This is a genomic window from Nonomuraea longispora (genome assembly GCF_004348345.1).
GTDB lineage: Bacteria > Actinomycetota > Actinomycetes > Streptosporangiales > Streptosporangiaceae > Nonomuraea > Nonomuraea longispora.
On record NZ_SMJZ01000026.1, the window covers coordinates 37,020 to 55,469 of the forward strand.

Annotated in this window: 21 protein-coding genes and 1 riboswitch; of the genes, 5 read left to right on the top strand and 16 right to left on the bottom strand. The window is 69.9% G+C overall.

The features are described 5' to 3' along the window. Positions 1-61: 61 nt before the first annotated feature. The 3 genes from panC to E1267_RS09940 all read right to left on the bottom strand — a co-directional run bounded on the left by panC (position 62) and on the right by E1267_RS09940 (position 2,440). Positions 62-898, bottom strand: a complete 837-nt coding sequence (panC, locus tag E1267_RS09930) for a pantoate--beta-alanine ligase (protein ID WP_132332041.1) — start codon at positions 896-898, stop codon at positions 62-64. A gap of 19 nt (positions 899-917) precedes the next feature. Next, on the bottom strand, positions 918-1,808 hold the full coding sequence (locus tag E1267_RS09935; RefSeq protein ID WP_132332043.1) for a Rossmann-like and DUF2520 domain-containing protein: 891 nt from the start codon (positions 1,806-1,808) through the stop codon (positions 918-920). Between the two features lie 404 nt (positions 1,809-2,212). Beyond that, the gene (locus E1267_RS09940) at positions 2,213-2,440 is read right to left on the bottom strand and encodes a chaplin (protein ID WP_132332045.1); all 228 of its coding nucleotides are present in this window, start codon (positions 2,438-2,440) and stop codon (positions 2,213-2,215) included. A 171-nt stretch (positions 2,441-2,611) separates the two neighbouring features. On the opposite strand from E1267_RS09940, the gene E1267_RS09945 reads away from it, so the two are divergent. Beyond that, the gene (locus E1267_RS09945; RefSeq protein WP_132332047.1) at positions 2,612-3,574 is read left to right on the top strand and encodes an SAM-dependent methyltransferase; all 963 of its coding nucleotides are present in this window, start codon (positions 2,612-2,614) and stop codon (positions 3,572-3,574) included. On the opposite strand, the gene E1267_RS09950 is transcribed toward E1267_RS09945, so the two are convergent. After that, complete coding sequence (locus E1267_RS09950; RefSeq protein WP_246063676.1) at positions 3,558-4,754, bottom strand: cytochrome P450; 1,197 nt, start codon at positions 4,752-4,754, stop codon at positions 3,558-3,560. The two genes, E1267_RS09945 and E1267_RS09950, sit on opposite strands and share 17 nt — an antisense overlap. A 107-nt stretch (positions 4,755-4,861) precedes the next feature. Continuing rightward, a riboswitch (SAM riboswitch) is annotated at positions 4,862-4,977 on the top strand. A gap of 43 nt (positions 4,978-5,020) precedes the next feature. Between E1267_RS09950 and E1267_RS09955 the strand changes: the two genes are divergently transcribed. Beyond that, positions 5,021-6,319, top strand: coding sequence for an aminotransferase class V-fold PLP-dependent enzyme (locus E1267_RS09955; RefSeq protein WP_132332051.1), 1,299 nt, complete (start codon positions 5,021-5,023; stop codon positions 6,317-6,319). Positions 6,320-6,322: 3 nt separating this feature from the next. Here E1267_RS09955 and E1267_RS45300 read toward each other — a convergent pair whose 3' ends face one another. Further along, complete coding sequence (locus E1267_RS45300) at positions 6,323-6,949, bottom strand: DoxX family protein (RefSeq protein ID WP_181957774.1); 627 nt, start codon at positions 6,947-6,949, stop codon at positions 6,323-6,325. Between the two features lie 124 nt (positions 6,950-7,073). On the opposite strand from E1267_RS45300, the gene E1267_RS09965 reads away from it, so the two are divergent. From E1267_RS09965 to E1267_RS09975, 3 genes are read left to right on the top strand one after another with little or no spacing between them, the layout of a single operon-like run. Beyond that, entirely contained in the window at positions 7,074-8,219 is a 1,146-nt protein-coding gene (locus E1267_RS09965) for an NADH-quinone oxidoreductase subunit D (RefSeq protein ID WP_132332053.1), read from the top strand. Continuing rightward, positions 8,216-9,343, top strand: coding sequence for an acyltransferase family protein (locus E1267_RS09970; RefSeq protein WP_220449398.1), 1,128 nt, complete (start codon positions 8,216-8,218; stop codon positions 9,341-9,343). The genes E1267_RS09965 and E1267_RS09970 overlap by 4 nt, the downstream gene beginning before the upstream one ends. Further along, positions 9,336-9,521 (top strand): hypothetical protein, encoded by a 186-nt coding sequence (locus E1267_RS09975; RefSeq protein ID WP_132332055.1) that lies wholly within the window; start codon positions 9,336-9,338, stop codon positions 9,519-9,521. The genes E1267_RS09970 and E1267_RS09975 overlap by 8 nt, the downstream gene beginning before the upstream one ends. On the opposite strand, the gene E1267_RS09980 is transcribed toward E1267_RS09975, so the two are convergent. The 11 genes from E1267_RS09980 to dacB all read right to left on the bottom strand — a co-directional run. Next, positions 9,518-9,973, bottom strand: a complete 456-nt coding sequence (locus E1267_RS09980; protein ID WP_132332057.1) for a DUF3180 domain-containing protein — start codon at positions 9,971-9,973, stop codon at positions 9,518-9,520. The genes E1267_RS09975 and E1267_RS09980 overlap by 4 nt on opposite strands. Continuing rightward, entirely contained in the window at positions 9,970-10,473 is a 504-nt protein-coding gene (folK, locus tag E1267_RS09985; protein WP_132332059.1) for a 2-amino-4-hydroxy-6-hydroxymethyldihydropteridine diphosphokinase, read from the bottom strand. Before folK ends, E1267_RS09980 begins: the two co-directional genes overlap by 4 nt. Further along, positions 10,473-10,835: a dihydroneopterin aldolase gene (folB, locus tag E1267_RS09990; protein WP_132634350.1), complete on the bottom strand. Its 363-nt coding sequence runs from the start codon at positions 10,833-10,835 to the stop codon at positions 10,473-10,475. Before folB ends, folK begins: the two co-directional genes overlap by 1 nt. Beyond that, positions 10,825-11,271, bottom strand: a complete 447-nt coding sequence (locus E1267_RS09995; RefSeq protein ID WP_132332063.1) for a nuclear transport factor 2 family protein — start codon at positions 11,269-11,271, stop codon at positions 10,825-10,827. The genes folB and E1267_RS09995 overlap by 11 nt, the downstream gene beginning before the upstream one ends. Next, on the bottom strand, positions 11,268-12,125 hold the full coding sequence (gene folP / locus E1267_RS10000) for a dihydropteroate synthase (protein WP_165959538.1): 858 nt from the start codon (positions 12,123-12,125) through the stop codon (positions 11,268-11,270). The genes E1267_RS09995 and folP overlap by 4 nt, the downstream gene beginning before the upstream one ends. A gap of 58 nt (positions 12,126-12,183) precedes the next feature. After that, entirely contained in the window at positions 12,184-12,762 is a 579-nt protein-coding gene (gene folE, locus E1267_RS10005; protein ID WP_132332065.1) for a GTP cyclohydrolase I FolE, read from the bottom strand. Next, entirely contained in the window at positions 12,759-14,753 is a 1,995-nt protein-coding gene (ftsH, locus tag E1267_RS10010; RefSeq protein ID WP_132332067.1) for an ATP-dependent zinc metalloprotease FtsH, read from the bottom strand. Before ftsH ends, folE begins: the two co-directional genes overlap by 4 nt. 250 nt (positions 14,754-15,003) lie before the next feature. Then, a complete protein-coding gene (hpt, locus tag E1267_RS10015; RefSeq protein ID WP_132332068.1) occupies positions 15,004-15,555 on the bottom strand; it encodes a hypoxanthine phosphoribosyltransferase in 552 nt (183 codons plus the stop codon). A gap of 10 nt (positions 15,556-15,565) precedes the next feature. Then, the gene (tilS, locus tag E1267_RS10020; protein WP_132332070.1) at positions 15,566-16,567 is read right to left on the bottom strand and encodes a tRNA lysidine(34) synthetase TilS; all 1,002 of its coding nucleotides are present in this window, start codon (positions 16,565-16,567) and stop codon (positions 15,566-15,568) included. 74 nt (positions 16,568-16,641) lie between these two features. After that, positions 16,642-17,718, bottom strand: coding sequence for a zinc-dependent metalloprotease (locus tag E1267_RS10025; protein WP_171055449.1), 1,077 nt, complete (start codon positions 17,716-17,718; stop codon positions 16,642-16,644). Between the two features lie 78 nt (positions 17,719-17,796). Beyond that, on the bottom strand, positions 17,797-18,450 hold a 654-nt coding region (gene dacB, locus E1267_RS10030), incomplete at its 5' end, for a D-alanyl-D-alanine carboxypeptidase/D-alanyl-D-alanine endopeptidase (RefSeq protein ID WP_132332072.1).

Below are 18,450 nucleotides of genomic sequence, written 5' to 3' on the forward strand. Positions count from 1 at the left end.
AAATCTCGTCAACATGACGATAACCTGTCCTCCGGCGTGGACTCTCCCCGGGGGTGCCCGCTCAGCCGCGGCTCAACGTCACGCTGACGTTGTCGATCAGGCGCGTGGTCCCCACCCTGGCGGCCACCGCGAGCACGGCCATGCCGTCGTACGTCCCGTCCACCTCGGCGAAGGTCGCCGGATCGACGAGGACCAGGTAGTCGACGTCGAGCTCCGGCCCCGCCGCGTCGAGCACCTCCCGCGCCGCGGCGCGGATCCTGGACGGCGTGAGCTCGGCCGCACCCGCCCGGAGCGCCCGCGAGAGCGCCAGCGCCACCCGCCGGTCGTCATCGGACAGGAACCGGTTGCGGCTGGACAGGGCCAGGCCGTCGGGCTCGCGGACGGTGGGCACGTCGAGGATCTCGATCGGCAGGTCGAGGTCGGCGACCATACGGCGGATGAGGGCGAGCTGCTGGGCGTCCTTCTGCCCGAACACCGCCAGCCCCGGCTGGACCACGTTGAACAGCTTGAGCACCACGGTGAGCACCCCGTCGAAGTGACCGGGCCGGGCTGCCCCTTCGACGACGGAGCCCATCCGGCCCGCGGTGACGCCCACCTGGCGGTCGGGCGCGTACATGTCCTCGACGGCCGGGTGGAACACAACGTCGACGCCCTCGGCACGGCACACGTCGAGATCCGCCTCGAATGTACGGGGATATCGCGAAAAATCGTCATTAGGGGAAAATTGCAGAGGATTGACGAAGATGCTGACCACAACGTGATCGGCCCGAGCGCGGGCCTGCCTGATCAGCGCCTGGTGCCCCTCGTGCAGCGCACCCATGGTCGGCACGAGGGCCACCTCGCCACCACCCCGGGCCTTGACCAGATCTTCCCTGTTCCTTGCGACGATCAGCTCCATGCCGGCCCTCTCTCATCCTTCAAGTCCATATGTTGCCCCCCAGCGCGTCGAGCAGCCTCTCCGCCTCCTCGGGCTTGAGCAGCCCCGCCGCGAGCGCCCGGTCCGCCGTGAGCCTGGCCAGCGCGATGTAGGCGTCGGCCGCCTCCGGAGCGGCCAGGATGAGCGCGTCGACGTGCTTGCGTACGGTGTCGGCGTCGCCCCGCACCACCGGGCCGGTGAGCCCACCGATCCCGAGCCGCAGCACGTTGTCGAGCGCGGCGCCGAGCAGCGGCCCCAGCATCCGGCCCGGGTGGTCGACGCCGATGCGCCCGAGCAGGTCAGACGACTCGGCGATGAGCGTGACCATGTGGTTGGCCGCTCCCGCGAGCGCCGCGTGGTAGAGCGGGCGGTCGGCGTCGGCGATCCAGACCGGCTCGCCGCCCATCTCGATCACCAGGGCCTCGGCGATGGGACGCAGCACGTCGGGCGCGGTCACGCCGTAGGAGATGCCGGTGAGCTTGTTGAGATCGTCGTCGCGACCGGTGAAGGTCATCACCGGGTGCAGCGCGAGCGGCAGCGCGCCGGCCCCGGCCGCCGGGTCGAGCACGGACAGCCCGTACGCCCCGCTGGTGTGCACGAGCAGCTTGCCGTGCAGGTCGGCCTTCGTGGACGCCAGCCCGTGAACCAGGTCGGGCAGCGCGTCGTCGGGAACGGTGAGCAGGATCAGCTGCGCCGCCGCCACGACCTGGTCGGGCCGGGACAGCGTGACACCGAGCCGGTCGGCGGCCCACCGCTGCGAATTGTCGGACACACCGCTGGCGGCCACCACCCGGTGGCCCGCCTGCGCCAGCGCGGCCCCGAGGGCCGAGCCCACCTTGCCCGCACCGAGCACGCCTACGGTCAGCCGTGCCGGGCGATCACCCGCGTCCATGACGTCACCCCTGTCGACTGCGAACGAGAAACCCGCTGGGCGCACTGCCGCTCACGGGGTCTCGACAAGTGACGGCACCAGGGCGGCAGCTCGCTGATGCGGGCTCTATCTTTCGTGATGGCGCTGGCGACCAGGGTAACGGCCTGACGGAGCCGAGCATGTGACCGTGCCTTTGCCGCGCGTTGAGTTAACGACAAAAGCGACAAGGGCATACAAAAAACGCACCCCCTGTCGGAAGAGATGAGGAGAGGGGTTCACCGATGGCAGCAGGCGCCGAGTCCGTCCTCTGGACCCGACGCCCGCGAAAGATGTGAACCTCTTGGAGGTGCACCGGGCCGGCCGACCGCCGACTGACCAGCCCGGGACGGACCCGGGCCGGCCTGCGCCGGCCCGGGCTCCGCCTTTCAGTGGTGACTGGGCACGTGGGCGAAGGCGCCGCCCTTGCAGCCGGCGAGCGCGCCGCCAATGACCGCCACCGCGTTGCCACAGACGTTGACGGGGATGGCGATGGGCAGGTGCAGCTGGTTGCCCGAGGCGATGCCACCGGCGCCGCTGGTGATGTCGGCGTGCGCGGGGGCGGCGAGGGACAACATCGCAACGGCTCCGGCGACGGCCATGGCCTTCTTCAGCATGAGGGCTCCTCTCGGTTGCGCGGCCGTCTTGAGGGCCGCGGGGCGTGCTCGACAGGGGACACAAGGAGTGACCACCCGATGACAATAGGTCAACGCTACCCCAATCCGAGTACAGTGAGTAGTCTTTATCTGACCTACTGTGCCCAGCGGAAGTCATGAGATAGTCCAGACATGTGGCTCACCTGGCGCGCCGCCACGCAGCGTGCGCTTTACGGCGAGGCGGGCTTCTACCTACGCGAACGCCCTTCGGGCCACTTCCGCACCTCGGTCAGCGCCTCGGCCGCGTTCGCCGACGCGGTGCTGGCCCTGCTCGCCGAGGTGGACGCCGAGCTCGGCTCCCCCGCCGTGCTCGACCTGGTCGACATCGGCGCGGGCGAAGGGACGCTCGTCACCCAGGTCCTGGGCGCCGCCGAGCCGGGCGTGCGCGACCGGCTGCGGGTCACCGCCGTCGACCTCTGCCCCCGCCCCGAGGGCCTGCCCGGGCGCATCCGCTGGCGTCCCGACCTGCCCGCCGCCATCACCGGGCTGGCCATCGCCAACGAATGGCTCGACAACGTCCCGATCGACGTGGTGGAGCAGACCGCCCAAGGACCGCGGCTGATCATGGTCGACGTACGCACCGGCGAGGAGCGGCTCGGCGACCCGCCCGGCCACGCCGACCGCGAATGGCTCGAGCGATGGTGGCCGTTGTGCGGGGTGGGCGCGCGGGCGGAGATCGGGCGACCCCGCGACGAGGCCTGGGCCTCGGTCCTCGCACGCCTGACCAGAGGCAGAGCGATCGCCATCGATTATGCACATCCTGTGGATAACCGCCCGCCGTGCGGCACCCTGACCGGATACCGCGACGGCGCGGTCGTGACCCCCGTCCCCGACGGCACCTGCGACATCACGGCACATGTCGCGCTCGACGCGTGCGCGGAGGCCGGGCGCGAAGCCGGTGCGATATCCACAACCTTGTCCACACAGCGTGACGCGCTCAGGGCCCTCGGCATCACCGGCGCCAGGCCGCCCGCCGACCTGGCCCACGTCGATCCGCGCGGCTACCTGCGCGCCCTGGCCAGAGCCTCCGAGGAGGGCGAACTGATCCATCCGTCGGGGCTCGGCGGCTTCGGCTGGCTCAGCCAGTGGCGGTGAGCTCCAGCGAACGCAGCCCGCGGATGACGTAGCCCGGCTTCCACTCCGGCTCCCGGCGCAGCTCCAGCGTGGCCGCGCGGTCCAGGAGGGCACCGAACGACTCCATCAACTCGATCCTGGCAAGCGGCGCCCCCAGGCAGAAGTGGATCCCGGCGCCGAAGGAGACGTGCGGGTTGTCGGCGCGGCCCACGTCGAGCCTGTCCGGGTCGTCGAACACCGTCTGGTCCCGGTTGGCCGAGCCGAACAACAACGCCACCTCCGCCCCGCGCGGGATCCGCACGCCGTGCACCTCGATGTCCTCCAGCACCCACCGCTCGAACATCTGCAGCGGCGTGTCCCAGCGCATGAGCTCCTCCACGGCCGTGGGCAGCAGCGAGCGGTCCTCGCGCAGCCGTACGAGCTCGGCGGGGTTCCTGAACAGGGCCCACCAGCCGTTGCCGGTCACGTTCACGGTGGCCTCGTGACCGGCGTTGAGCAGCAGGACGCACGTGCCGACCAGTTCGTCCTCGGTCAGCTCGGTGACCTGGGTGAGCGCGCTGATCAGGTCGTCGCCGGGGCGCGGGCGGCGCTCGGCGGCCAGGGCCTTGAGGTAGGCGGCGAACTCCTCCGCCGCGCGCACCGCCGTGTGCTGGGCCTCGGGGGCAGGGTTGAGCTCATACATGCCGCAGATGTCGGCCGACCACGGGCGCAGCAGTTGGCGGTCCTGCTCGGGGATGCCGAGCATCTCGGCGATCACGGTCACCGGCAGCGGTTCGGCGACGTCGGCGATCAGGTCGCCGCCGCCCTTGGCGACGTACGTGTCCACCAGGTCCCGCGCGATGGCGTGGACCCGGGGGCGCAGCGACTCGACCATGCGCGGCGTGAACGCCTTGGACACCAGCCGGCGCAGTCTCGTGTGCACCGGCGGCTCCACGTCGAGCATGCCCGCCCTGATCACCCGCCAGAACGGCTCCTGGAACTCCGGCTCCGGCGGCCTGCCGAACTCCTCGTGCGTGGCCACGTGCAGGTAGGACCGGCCCAGGCGGCGGTCTCTGAGCAGCGCGTTGACGTCCGCGTGCCGGGAGATCAGCCACTGGTTCGTCGGTTCGAAGTAGCTGACCGGAGCGTCGCGGCGCAGCTCCTCGTAGACGCGGTACGGGTGAGCCACGAAATCCGGATCCCAGGGATCAAAGCGCATCATTTCATCTTAGGAGCGGGATCCTCCCTTTCGGCAGTGCCTTCTTCCTCCAGCGCCTGCTGCCCCCGCTTGCGACGCATGCCCGGGTCCGGGTTATAGTTCTTGACGTAGGTCATGAGTGCCAGCGACAAGCCCCGGCTAGCTGGCCGGCAACCCTCGCGTCCGCGGCGGGGTGCCCCGGGTGAGGACCTGGTCCGTCACGAGGTGTGGCGGGCAAGCGCGGGCTCCGTGGCTGCTCCAGGGGTCCGGCGACCCCGAGGAGAACTGCCGTGTCCACGTTGACGATCTTCACGTCCGCTTCCACCAGGGCCGCCGAGGCCTTCGCCCCCACGCCCGAGCGACCTGTCCCCGCCGTGCTCGGCGCCGACCTCAAGGTGCCGGTCAAGGGCGGCCGGCTGGTGAGCTACGCCAACCTCGACTACGCCGCCAGCGCCCCCTGTCTGGAGCCGGTCAGCGCGGCCGTCGCCGCCGCGCTCCCGGCCTACTCCAGCGTCCACCGCGGCGCGGGCTACGCCTCCCAGCTCACCACCGCCCGCTACGAGCAGGCCAGGCACACCGTCAGCGCGTTCGCCGGGGCCCGGCCGGGCGACGCCGTCATCTTCACCCGCAACACCACCGACGCCACCAACCTGCTCGCCCGCTGCCTGCCCGAGGGCACGACCACCGTCGTCTTCGACACCGAGCATCACGCTTCGCTCCTTCCCTGGCCCCGGTCCGTACGCCTGGCGCCACCCGCCTTCCCCGGCGAGGCCGTGCGCGCCGCCGACGAGACGCTGGCCGCGATCGACGGGCCCAAGCTGCTCGTGGTCACCGCCGCCTCCAACGTCACCGGCGAGTTGTGGCCGATCGCCGCCCTGGCCCACATCGCGCACCGGCACGGGGCCAGGATCCTGGTGGACGCCGCGCAGCTCGCACCGCACCGGCGGCTCAACCTCACCGCGCTGGACCTCGACTACGTGGCGTTCTCCGGGCACAAGCTGTACGCCCCCTTCGGCGCGGGCGTGCTGATCGGGCGGCGTGACTGGCTGGCCGAGGCGGAGCCGTACCTGAAAGGCGGGGGCGCGGTCCGGTCGGTGGCCGGCGGGGTCGAGTGGCACGACGACCCGGAGCCGCGGCACGAGGCGGGCACGCCGAATGTGCTCGGCGCCATCGCGCTGGCCGCCGCCTGCGACGCGCTCTCCGCCACCGGATGGACCCCACTGGTGCGCGAGGAGGAGCGCCTGATCGCCCGGCTGCGGGCCGGTCTCGCCTCGATCGAGGGTGTACGCGAGCTGTCCCTGTGGGGGGACGACCATCCGCGGGTGGGCATCGTGTCGTTCACCGTCGAGGGGCGAGCGGCCCGCGAGGTGGCCGAGGTGCTGTCCGGGGAGTACGGCATCGGGGTGCGCGACGGCAAGTTCTGCGCGCACCCGTTCGTCCGGCACCTGCTGGGCACGGAGAACGGGCTCCCGGACGGCGGGTGCGAGGACGGCGCCGCGTCAGCGGTGCGCGCCTCGATCGGCATCGGCACCACGCAGGAGCACGTGGACCGGCTGATCGATGCGCTGCGCGACCTCACCGCCCGCTGAAGGTCAGCCCTTGGGCGGTTCGCGGCGTGGTGGCTGCTCGTCGCCGACCAGGGCGTCGATGTCGCGCATGTCCTTGTCGCTGAGGCCGCTGTCCTTCGGCGCGCTCGGCTGCCGGGGCACCTGGGGCGGCTCCTCCTGCGCCAGCAAGGGTGTCGTCGGGCCGCCCCGCCCGGCGGGGGCGTGGGCGGCGAGGTCCGCCTCGGCCGCGCGGCGTTCGGCCCGCCGGCGCGACATCGCGCGGAAGATGCCGTCGAGGCCGAACCGGCCGCCGCCCAGGACGAGGAACAGCAGGCTCAGCGAGCCGAGGGCACCCGGCACCTCCCAGCCGTTGTCGGCGGACAGCGGGGTGAGGCCCCAGTGCACGAAGAAGATCGCGCCGAGCATGTTGAGCAGCAGCAGCACCGCCACGGGCCTGACCAGCAGGCCGAGGATCAGGAAGATGCCGCCGACGGTCTCCACGACGGTCGCGTACGCGGCGGCCACCTCGGGCGCCGGGATCCCCGACTCCCTGAAGCCCTGCGCGGCGGCGCCCAGGCCGCCCTGCCACTTCTGCCATCCATGGGCCAGGAAGATCACGCCCGTCACCACGCGCGCGACCAGAGCCGCGACGTCGAACAATATTCTCTTCATGGTGATTTCTCCCCCCGTTCTAGATATCCCTCCCCATGTCCGACTTTGGGATGCACACGCATACCAAGGTTTGACGGTCCCCCCGCCGCTGGATCGACACCCACGACGGTGGCAGCATGGCCGTATGACGGAACGTGTGGTCGGCATAGGTGCGGGCGCGAAAGAACTGGCCACCGAGGACATGATCCTCAACATCGGCCCGCAGCACCCGTCGACCCACGGGGTGCTTCGGCTCCGGCTCACGCTCGACGGCGAGCGCATCGCCACCGCCGAGCCCATCATCGGCTACATGCACCGCGGCGCGGAGAAACTGTTCGAGGTGCGTGACTACCGCCAGATCATCATGCTCGCCAACCGGCACGACTGGCTGTCAGGGTTCGCCAACGAGCTGGGCGTGGTGCTCGCCGCCGAACGCCTGCTCGGCATGGAGCCCCCGGTCAGGGCCGTGTGGGCGCGCACACTGCTGGCCGAGCTCAACCGGGTGCTCAACCACCTGATGTTTCTCGGCTCCTACCCTCTGGAGCTGGGCGCGATCACCCCGCTGTTCTACGCCTTCGACGAACGCGAGCGCATCCAGGCCGTCATGGAGGAGATCTCCGGCGGGCGCATGCACTACATGTTCAACCGGGTCGGCGGGCTCAAGGAAGACCTGCCGCTCGGCTGGCTCGACCGGGTGTCGGCGGCCGTCGCGCAGACCCGCCGCCGCGTGCCCGACATCGAGAACCTCATCCTGAACAACGACATCTTCCTGGCCCGCACCACGGGCGTCGGCGTGCTCACCCACGACCAGATCATGCAGTACGGCGTGAGCGGCCCCATCGCCCGCGCCTCCGGCGTCGACTTCGACCTCCGGCGCGACGAGCCCTACCTCGCCTACCCCGAGCTGCCCGTCAAGGTGATCACCAGGAGCGCGGGCGACTGCCACACCCGCTTCGAGGTCCTGCTCGAACAGCTCAAGGTCTCGCTCGACCTGGCCGACGCCTGCGCCGAACGCCTGCGCGCGCTGCCTCCAGGGCCGATCAACCAGCGCCTGCCCAAGGTGCTCAAGGTGCCGGAGGGCCACACATACGCGTGGACGGAGAACCCGCTCGGCATCAACGGCTACTACCTCGTCTCCAGGGGCGACAAGACGCCGTGGCGGCTCAAGCTGCGCTCCGCCTCCTACAACAACATCCAGGTGCTGCGCGAGATGTTGCCTGGTCACCTGGTGGCCGACATGGTCGCCATCCTCGGCTCGATGTTCTTCGTCGTGGGTGACATCGACAAGTGACGACGCAAGAGCGCGACAAGTACGTCGACTGGCTGCGCGCCCTGAGCCTGATCGTCGTGGTGGTGTGGCACTGGGCGTTCACCATTCTCGAATGGAAGCCGCACGGCCCCGAGCCCACCAGCCCGCTCGGCTTCACCTCGGGCCTGTGGATCCTCACCTGGCTGCTGCAGGTGCTGCCGCTGTTCTTCTACGTCGGCGGTCACGTGCACCTGCTGTCCTGGAACCGGGCCAAGACGCGGGGCGTCGGCATCGGCTCGTTCGTCCTGCGGCGCATCCGCGCGCTCGCCTTACCCGCGCTCGTCCTGTCCGGCGTGTGGGCCGTCATCGGGGCTGTCGTCACGTGGGCCTTCGGCGTCGACTGGATGTGGCGGGTCGTGCTGCTGGTGCTCAGCCCACTCTGGTTCCTCGGCGTCTACCTGGTGCTGATCGCGCTGCTGCCCGTGGCGCTGTGGCTGCACAACCGCTACGACGTGCTCGCCCTGATCTGGCTCGGCGGCGCCGCCCTGGTGATCGACGTGGTGCGCTTCAGCTACGGCGTCGACCGGGTCGGCTGGCTCAACATGCTCATCGTCTGGGGGCTGGCGCACCAGGCCGGGTTCTTCTACGACCGGGTCGTGGCGCTGCCCCGCCGCTATGACAAGGGACTGTTGTGGACCGGGCTGTTCGCCCTGTTCGGGCTGGTCTACTCGGGCATCTATCCCGGCTCGATGGTGGGCGTGCCCGGCGACAAGTGGTCGAACATGGCGCCGCCCACGTTCGTGATCGTGGCGCTGCTGCTCTTCCAGATCGGGCTCGTGGAGGTGCTGCGGCCCTCCATGGAACGCGTACTCGTACGGCCGGGCTGGCGCCGGGTCAACGACTTCATCAACCGTTATTCGCTGCCGCTGTTCCTCTTCCACACCACGGGGATGGCGATCGCGCTGGGATTGTCGTGGTGGTGGTTCGGCACCATGGGCACCCAGATCCCGCCCGACCTGAAATGGTGGCTGGAACGCCCCATCGCCATCATCGGCCCGCTGATCTGCACCGCCCCCGTCATCTATCTCTTCGGCCGGCGCCGCACACCTGTGCGCCAAAAGCGGGACGAGGACGTCAGCCGCTCCCTAGGCTCGGAACATGCCTGACATCGGCTTCCACGCCACCGCCGAGGACCTGCGGATCATCAGCGCCGCGCTGCGGGAAGGCGAGCGGCCGAGCGACGTGATCCGCCGCGCGCTGCGCCTGCTGCGCCGGGAGATGTGGCACGACCGTGTGCGGGCCGCCGCCCGGCGCAGCACCGAAGACCTCTCCGGCGAGCACTAGTCGCGCTCCTGGTCCTCCGGCTCCTTGGGGATGCGGCACGAGTGCTCCAGGTAGAGGGCGGCGCAGACGAGCAGCACGCACGACACCAGCGACCCCGCGGCGACGAAGAACTCGCCCCGTGGCGTCTCCCGGTCGAGCAGCTGCGCCGTGTGCAGCCCGAACCCGGCGAAGATCCCCCCGAACGCCGCCCCCGCGTACGCCGACGCCTTCGCCAGCGCCGCCAGCCGGGCCACCGCCATCGGCTCCACCGGCTTGGTGCCGGGCTTTCTCTCGATCCTGGCCTTGGTCAGCCAGGCGGTGTAGCCCTCGCCGATGGCCAGCAACGTCACCGTGGGGATCGCGGTCCACGGCATCAGCGGCAGGTCGGAGTAGACGGGCTGGATCACCACCCAGGTGAGCAGCGCGACGACGACGAGGATGCCGACCAGATGGCCGGGATGTGTGGGCCTCAATCCGGCCTCTGCAGCTTGAGGTCGTCGCGCAGGCGTACGCCCTGCCGGTCGAGCCCCTCCAGCAGGTCGGCCACCCGGCCGCGACCGGGCAGCACCGCCTCGGGATCGGCCTTCGACCAGGGCACCAGCACGAACGCGCGCTCGTGGGCGAGCGGATGCGGCAGCGTCAGCTCGGGGTCGTCGCTGACGAGCTCGCCCACCGCCACCAGGTCGACGTCGAGAGTGCGCGGCCCCCACCGTTCGCCCCGGACCCTGCCGAAGGCGTCCTCGACGTTGAGCGCCCGTTCCAGCAGCCGGAAGGGCTCCAGCGTGGTCTCGGCGATCACGATCGCGTTGAGGTAGGGGCGCTGCCCGGACGGGCCGCCGACGGGGTCGGTCTCGTAGACGGGGGACGCCTGCACGAACCTCAGCCCAGGGGCGTCGAACAGGGTGTCGACGGCGCCCTGCAACGTCTGGAAGCGGGCCCCCAGGTTGCTGCCCAGGGCGATGACAGCCTTCATCAGCGGCTCCGCTCGATCGTCACGACCACATCGTCGAAGGGCAGCGGGATGGGTGCCGCCGGCTTGTGCACGCTCACCTCGGCCCTGTGCACCAGCTCATTCGCCAGGCACACCTCGGCCAGCCGCTGCGCGAGCGTCTCGATCAGCTCGACCGGCTCGCCCTCCACGACCTTGACGAGGGCCTCGGCCAGCTCGCCGTAATGGACGGTCTTGGTGAGGTCGTCACCGGCCGCCGCCGGCGCGGTGTCGAGGAACAACGTCGCGTCGATGACGAACTCCTGCCCGAGCTCCCGCTCGGCAGCGAGGACGCCGTGTCTCCCCCGGGCCCGCAGGCCCTTGAGGGCGATGCGATCAGCGCTCAAGCTCGCCGTCCTCCTCCTCGTCGTCATCGCTCTGGAGCACGGGCGAGCCATGGTGCATCCACAACCGCCACCCCTGCGGGGTGCGGAGGTAGACGTTGCTGGCCACCACCTTGCCCGCGGCGAAGCTGGACTCGCCCTCCTCGCCCGCGGTGAGGATGTTCTCCACGCAGGTGAGCACGGCCACGTCGCCCAGCACGGTCGTGTTGACGTCGGTCAGCACGAACTGGATGTAGGTGGTGTTGGCCATGATCAACGCCCATGACCGCAGCACCTCCGAGCGGCCCGTCAGCAGGGTCCAGCCCGGGTGCACGCAGCTCACCTGCTCGTCACCGGAGTCTTCCGCCCAGATCTCGGTCATCTTGTCGAGATCGGCGTTCTCGATAGCGGTGTAGAACTCCTGGTTCACCGTCTCGATAGCGGCGGTGTCGACGCTCATGTGTTGGCTCCGGCTCTCTTCCATGCGGCGGCCACGCGCACGGCATCGGCATTGGGACCTACCTCGTGCACGCGCACGCACCAAGCGCCCGCGTGGGCGGCCAGCGCGGTCACCGCCAAGGTCGCGTCGTCGCTGCGGCTGAACGGCCGGGGTGTGCCGTCGGGGCCGGCCAGCAGTCGGCCGAGGAACCGTTTGCGCGACGCGCCCACCAATAGCGGATAACCCAGTTCGGCGAGCTTCGGGATGCCGGCCAGCAGTGCCCAGTTGTGGTCGGCGTTCTTCGCGAACCCGAGACCGGGGTCGATCACGATCTGCTCCTCCGTGACGCCCTCCGCCAACACCAGATCGACCCGTTTGCTCAGCTCTTCGCGGACCTCGGTGACCACGTCGGCGTAGACGGCGCGGCTGTCCATGTCGTGGCTGTGGCCGCGCCAGTGCATCACGACGTAGGGGACTCCGGTCGCGGCGACCGCGCGGGGCATGTCGGGGTCGGCCAGCCCGCCGCTCACGTCGTTGACGAGCCGCGCGCCCGCCTCGACCGCGGCCCTCGCGACCTCCGCCCGCATCGTGTCGACGCTGACCCGCACACCCTCCGCGTCGAGCGCCCTGATCACCGGGAGAATCCGCGTGAGCTCCTCCTGCAGGGACACCCTGGCGGCCCCGGGACGGGTGGACTCGCCGCCCACGTCGACGATGTCGGCGCCCTCACGGACCAGGTCGAGGCCGTGCTGGATCGCGGCCTCCTCGTCGAACCATCGCCCGCCGTCGGAGAACGAATCGGGCGTCACATTGACCACGCCCATGACGAGGCACCGATCCGCGCCTCCCGGCACGTTCATGGGCACGCTAGTCATGGGCCAAGCCTAGGCGCTTCCCGACACGTGATGACATCGTGGGTACCCCGTTCCGTCATCAGCGGTGGAGAATCAGCGCCATTGCCTCGGAACGGGTCTTGTCGCTGGTGCGGAAGTCACCGCGGACCGCCGAGGTCACGGTCTTGGCACCGGGCTTGCGCACCCCACGCATCGTCATGCACAGGTGCTCGGCCTCGACCACCACGATGACCCCGCGCGGCTCCAGCACCCGCATGAGCGCGTCGGCGATCTGCGAGGTCATGCGCTCCTGCACCTGGGGACGGCGGGCGAACACGTCGACCAGGCGGGCCAGCTTGGACAGGCCCGTCACCTCACCGCGCTGGTTGGGGATGTAGCCCACGTGGGCCACCCCGTGGAACGGGACCAGATGGTGCTCGCAGGTCGAGTAGACCTCGATGTCCCTGACGAGCACCATCTCGTCGTGGTCGACGTCGAAGACCTTGGTCAGCACGTCCTCGGGCGTCTGGCCGAGCCCTGAATACTGCTCGGTCATGGCGCGGGCGACCCGGGCAGGCGTGTCGAGGAGGCCGTCGCGGTCGGGATCCTCGCCGATGGCGTAGAGGATCTCGCGTACGGCCTTCTCGATCCGGCCCTGGTCGATGTCGTGCTGCGTCACGCACTGTCTCCGGACGGAAGGGCGTCCTGGTGGCCCGTGGTGAGCGAGCCGTTGGCCGACTGCTCCTTCGGGGTCAGGATCGGCGGGCGGTCGGAGGGCAGCCGCTTGCCGTAGCCCGCATAGGACGGACGGTGCTCCCTGATGACCACCGGGCTGAAGATCTGGAGCACCTGCTCACGGGAGAGGGTCTCCTTCTCCATGAGCTCGAGCACCAGGTTGTCGAGCACGTCGCGGTATTCGACCAGGATGTCCCAGGCCTGGTCGTGCGCCGTCTCGATCATCCGGCGGACCTCCTCGTCGATCGTGGAGGCGATCTTCTCGGAGTAGTCGCGCTCGTGACCCATCTCGCGGCCCAGGAAGACCTCCGCCTGGCCGCTGCCGAACTTGCGGGCGCCGAGCTGCTCGCTCATGCCGTATTCGGTCACCATGCGGCGGGCGACGGCCGTGGCCTTCTCGATGTCGTTGGAGGCGCCGGTGGTCGGCTCGTGGAAGACGAGCTCCTCCGCCGCCCGGCCGCCGAGCAACATCGCGAGCTGGTCCATCATCTCCGACCTGGTGGCCAGGAACTTGTCCTCCATCGGCAGCGTCATCGTGTAACCGAGCGCGCGGCCACGGGACAAGATCGTGATCTTGTGCACCGGGTCGGAGTTGGGCAGCGCGTGCGCCACCAGCGCGTGACCGCCCTCGTGATAGGCGATCATCTTCTTTTCCTTGTCGGACATGACCCGCGTCTTGCGCTCGGGCCCTGCCATGACACGGTCGATCGACTCCTCGAGAAGCTCCATCGTGATCAGCTTCTGGTCGGCCCGCGCGGTGAGCAGGGCCGCCTCGTTGATCACATTGGCCAGGTCGGCGCCGGTGAAGCCGGGGGTGCGCCGCGCGATCACGTCGAGGTCGACGTCGGGAGCGAACGGCTTGCCCCGCCCGTGCACCTTGAGGATGCCCTTGCGGCCCTCGAGGTCGGGCCGGTCGACGGTGACCTGCCGGTCGAAACGCCCAGGACGCAGCAGCGCCGGGTCGAGGATGTCGGGCCGGTTGGTGGCCGCGATGAGGATCACGCCGCCCTTGACATCGAAGCCGTCCATCTCGACGAGCAGCTGGTTGAGCGTCTGCTCGCGCTCGTCGTGACCGCCGCCCAGGCCGGCGCCGCGGTGGCGGCCGACCGCGTCGATCTCGTCGATGAAGATGATCGCCGGAGCGTTGGCCTTGGCCTGCTCGAACAGGTCACGAACACGCGAGGCGCCGACACCGACGAACATCTCGACGAAGTCGGAACCGGAGATCGAGTAGAACGGCACGCCGGCCTCACCCGCGACCGCGCGGGCCAGCAGCGTCTTGCCGGTGCCGGGCGGGCCGTAGAGCAGCACGCCCTTGGGGATCTTGGCGCCGATCGCCTGGAACTTGGACGGAGCCTGCAGGAACTCCTTGATCTCCTGCAGCTCCTCGATGGCCTCGTCGGCGCCGGCGACGTCGGAGAAGGTCGTCTTGGGGGTGTCTTTGGTGATCAGCTTGGCCTTCGACTTGCCGAAGTTCATCACCCGGGAGCCGCCGCCCTGCATCTGGTTCATGATGAACAGGAAGATCAGCACGATGATGACGATCGGCAGGAAGCTCACCAGGAGGCTCACCAGGAAGTTTTCCTGCGGCACCTCGGTGGCGAAGCTCTTCGTCTTGCCCGCGTCGACCTGAGCCTGGAGCTCGTCGGTCAGCTTGCTGCCGTAACCGGTGACCCAGTCGGACTGGATCAGCTTCGTCGGGGCGTCGCCGGCCTTGACCACGACGGGGCTGGTCAGCGTCACCTCGATCCGGTTGTCCTTGTCGATGATCTTGGCGTTGCTGACGTTTCCGGCGCGAATCTGCTGAAGAACCAAGGACGTGTCGGCCGGCTTGTAATTGCCGCCACCGCTCCAGAGCTGGGTGACGAGCAGGAGCAGCACGACGATGCCCAGGATCCACAGCAGTGGCCCACGTGTAAATCGCTTGAGATCCATCCGATGCGGAACCCCTTGCGGGCCCGTCCCTTCCTGACCATGGCCTGTGAAACCCCGGGTCGCCCCGGGGCCGCGGCATCCGACACCGCGAGTTCTGACTACCCGAAGGGGACACGGGGTCACCCTTCAGGAGTCCGAAGGTACACCGGCACAGCGCACGGAGGGACCCGCCCGCTACACCGGTCTTGCCCTATCAACGTACGTCACGTTGCGCGGTGTTCCCGGCCCGCCGGGAACACCGGCGGAATCGCTAGGTGTAAACGTGCGGAGCCAGCGTGCCGATGAAGGGCAGATTGCGGTATCGCTCCGCGTAGTCGAGGCCGTAACCGATGACGAACTCGCTGGGAATGTCGAAACCCACGTATTTCACCTCGATAGGCACCTTCACCGCGTCAGGTTTGCGCAGCGCGGCGCAGATCTCCAGCGAGGCCGGATTGCGCGATTTCAGGTTTTCCAGCAGCCAGTGCAGGGTCAGACCGGAGTCGATGATGTCCTCGACGATCAGCACATGGCGGTCGAGGATGTCGGTGTCGAGGTCCTTCAGCACGCGTACGACACCCGACGACCTCGTGCCGGCACCGTACGACGACACCGCCATCCAGTCCATCTGCACGGGCACGTGCAGAGCCCTCGCCAGGTCGGCCATCACCATGACCGCGCCCTTCAGCACGCCCACGAGCAGGACTTCCTTGCCTGCATAGTCCTCGTCGATCCGGCCGGCGAGCTCTTTGATCCTGACCTGGAGATCTTCCTCGGAGATGAGGACCTTTTCCAGGTCATTGCCCATGTCGGCAGCGTCCACCTGTGGTTCCTTACGGGATGGGACTGATGGCGAGTATCAGGGTGTCATACCGCCGCACGGCCGACAGACCCCCGGGCAGGTCCACCGCCTTCTGCCCGTGCCACCGCGTGACCAGCCGGTCCACGGCCAGCACGTGGGCGGCCGACAGCGCTCCCGGCGGTGCTCCCGCAGCGATGGCCGCGCGGCGCAGGACCCGCCGCCTGACGGCGTTGGGCAATCTCTCCAGCTCGCCCACGGACAACCTGACCGACCCCTCGATATCGCTTAGAGCGCAATTTCGGTACGCCGAATCCGCCCACCCGTCCAGTGCGTCGGCGTCCTCGCGCGCCATCCCCGCGGTCCTCGCGAGCGCCTCCGCGACCCCCGGGCCCAGCTCCTTCTCCAGCACCGGCAGCACGTGCCTCCTGACGCGCACCCTCGTGAAGCGGGGATCGTCGTTGTGCGGGTCGTCCCACGGGGACAGGCCCAGCGCCCGGCAGGCGGCGACCGTGGTGGCCCGTGAAAGACCGAGGAACGGCCGCAGATAACGCCCGCTGCTCGCCGCCATGCCCGACAACGAACGCGGCCCGCTCCCCCTCGCCAGGCCGAGCAGGACCGTCTCCGCCTGGTCGTCCCTGGTGTGCCCGAGCAGGACCGCCGTCGCCGTGAGCCGGTCGGCCGCCTCCGTCAGCGCCGCGTAGCGCGCGTCCCTGGCCGCCGCCTCGGGACCACCCGCCGTACCCACCGTCACCGTGAGCACCTCGACCGGATCGAGGCCCATGCCGCGTGCCGCCTCCGCCACCGTCGCGGCGCGCTCGGCCGAGCCCGGCTGCAGCCCGTGGTCCACGGTCAGCGCCCCCGCCCGCAGGCCCATCCGGGAAGCCACGAACGCCAGGGCGGCCGACAGGGCAACGGAGTCGGCTCCGCCGCTGCACGCCGCCAGGACCAGCGCGCCCTTCTCGACGCCGGCCAGCGCCTCGCGCACAGCCCTGCGTACGTCGGCGACTGCTGGATGTGGCCCCACGCAGCCCATTGTCCCGGCTCACGCCGCCGCCGGGAAACGCCGGGCCTCACCGCGCAGCCCTGAGGACAGCGCGGTGAGGCGGGTCAGGCGGGCAGGGCCGGAGTGCCCATGACGCGGGAGACCCACCGGTCGGGGTCGGAGATCTCCTGCGTCGTCGGCAGTGTCTCGGGCGAGGTCCAGACCTTGTTGAAGCCGTCCATGCCGACCCGGTCGACCACGGTGCGGACGAACGCCGAGCCCTCCGCGTACTGCTTCATCTTGACCTCGATCCCCAGCAGCCGCCTGACCGTGCGGTCGAGGCGGGAGCCACCCTCGCGGCGCTGGGCGAACTTGGAGCGGATGTCGGCGACCGACGGCACCACGGACGGGCCGACGGCGTCCATCACGTAGTCGCCGTGCCCTTCGACCAGGGTCATCACGGCCGTCAGGCGGTCGAGGATCTCCTTCTGGCCGGGCGACTGGATGGCGTCGATGAGGTTGCCCTCGCCGCCGCGCACCACGTCGGCCACCGTGTCGGCGGCGTTGCGCAGGCGTTCGAGCAGCGTGGGCAGGTCGAGGTCGGAGGCCAGCAGGAACTCGGTCATCTGCGAGCGCACGTATTCGCGCAGCCACGTCACGCCCGTGAACTGCACGCGGTGGGTCTCCTCGTGCAGGCAGACCCACAGGCGGAAGTCGTGCGGGTTGACGGCCATCTCGCGCTCGGCGTGCACGATGTTGGGCGCGACCAGGGTCAGGCGGCCCGTCGGCTCCTCACCCGTCGGGTCGGGCGGAAGGAACAGCTCGTACTGGCCCAGCACGCGCGAGGCCAGGAACGCCAGGACGGCGCCGACCTCGACGCCCGTGATGCGGGACCCCACGGCCGTGACGATGGCGGGCGGCGGGTTGTCGCCGCTGCTCATGCGCTGGGTCAGGGGTTCGAGCACCACGCGGAAGCCCTCGACGTTGGCCTTGATCCAGCCCGGCCGGTCGACGATGGTCGCGGGCTGTGGCGCGGTGTCGGTGTGAATTTGTGTGAACTCGCGCACGTGGCCCTCGGCCTCACGTGACAGGGTGCGGAGCTCGGTGACGGCCTGCCTGGCCTCCTCCCGGCTCACCTGAGGACCGGGGCGCACCAGGCGCGTGCCGGTCGTGACGGCCAGATCCCAGTCGATCACCTGCATAACGTCCACCGTACGTGCTTCTCGTCGTGCCCGCGAAGGACCGGCCGAGCCGCGATCCGCAGGATCGCCATGTGCGTCTCAGTTGCGGGCGACGATGGCGGCGAGGCGGTCGAGTACGGGTTCGGCGTTGACGGGTACGTGGTCGGCCATGAAGGCGAAGGTGACCAGCCGTCCGTCCTTGGTGGTGGCGAGCCCCGCCAGGGTGTTGACGTTGTTGAGTGTGCCGGTCTTGGCGCGTACGAGGCCGACCTGACCCTTGCTGTCGGCGGCGGTGAAGCGGCGGCCGTTGCCGAGGGTGCCGGAGAAGCCGGCGATGGGCATGCCGGAGGCGATGGCGTGCAGGTCGGGGTGGTCGGCGGAACCGCCCATGGCGATGATCTTGGCGAGGGCGCGGGGGCTGATGCGGTTGCGGATGGAAAGGCCGCTGCCGTCGGAGAGCGCGGTCACGCCCTGGGCGGCCCCGAGCCGCTGGAGTACGGCGGTCACGCCCTTGGCGCCCCCTTCGAAGGAGCCCGGCTGGCCTTCCTTGATGGCGACGTGTCTCATCAGCGCCTCGGCCATGTCGTTGTCGCTCTCGGTCAGGGTGTGCTCGACGAGGGCGTAGATGGGGGCGGAGTCGACCCGGCCGAGTTCGGCGGCGCCGGCGGGGGCGTCGCCCTGGCGTACGGACTTCGACACCGCGATGCCCTCCTTCCTGAGGAGCCCGGCGAAGGCCGTGGCGGCGTATTGGGG

What these genes read in the sequence shown, in the direction of transcription:
- panC (WP_132332041.1), bottom strand. Translation starts at nt 898, where the DNA reads ATGGAGCTGATCGTCGCAAGGAACAGGGAAGATCTGGTCAAGGCCCGG.
- E1267_RS09935 (WP_132332043.1), bottom strand. Translation starts at nt 1,808, where the DNA reads ATGGACGCGGGTGATCGCCCGGCACGGCTGACCGTAGGCGTGCTCGGT.
- E1267_RS09940 (WP_132332045.1), bottom strand. Translation starts at nt 2,440, where the DNA reads ATGCTGAAGAAGGCCATGGCCGTCGCCGGAGCCGTTGCGATGTTGTCC.
- E1267_RS09945 (WP_132332047.1), top strand. Translation starts at nt 2,612, where the DNA reads ATGTGGCTCACCTGGCGCGCCGCCACGCAGCGTGCGCTTTACGGCGAG.
- E1267_RS09950 (WP_246063676.1), bottom strand. Translation starts at nt 4,754, where the DNA reads ATGATGCGCTTTGATCCCTGGGATCCGGATTTCGTGGCTCACCCGTAC.
- E1267_RS45300 (WP_181957774.1), bottom strand. Translation starts at nt 6,949, where the DNA reads ATGAAGAGAATATTGTTCGACGTCGCGGCTCTGGTCGCGCGCGTGGTG.
- E1267_RS09965 (WP_132332053.1), top strand. Translation starts at nt 7,074, where the DNA reads ATGACGGAACGTGTGGTCGGCATAGGTGCGGGCGCGAAAGAACTGGCC.
- E1267_RS09975 (WP_132332055.1), top strand. Translation starts at nt 9,336, where the DNA reads ATGCCTGACATCGGCTTCCACGCCACCGCCGAGGACCTGCGGATCATC.
- folK (WP_132332059.1), bottom strand. Translation starts at nt 10,473, where the DNA reads ATGAAGGCTGTCATCGCCCTGGGCAGCAACCTGGGGGCCCGCTTCCAG.
- E1267_RS09995 (WP_132332063.1), bottom strand. Translation starts at nt 11,271, where the DNA reads ATGAGCGTCGACACCGCCGCTATCGAGACGGTGAACCAGGAGTTCTAC.
- folP (WP_165959538.1), bottom strand. Translation starts at nt 12,125, where the DNA reads ATGACTAGCGTGCCCATGAACGTGCCGGGAGGCGCGGATCGGTGCCTC.
- ftsH (WP_132332067.1), bottom strand. Translation starts at nt 14,753, where the DNA reads ATGGATCTCAAGCGATTTACACGTGGGCCACTGCTGTGGATCCTGGGC.
- tilS (WP_132332070.1), bottom strand. Translation starts at nt 16,567, where the DNA reads ATGGGCTGCGTGGGGCCACATCCAGCAGTCGCCGACGTACGCAGGGCT.
- E1267_RS10025 (WP_171055449.1), bottom strand. Translation starts at nt 17,718, where the DNA reads ATGCAGGTGATCGACTGGGATCTGGCCGTCACGACCGGCACGCGCCTG.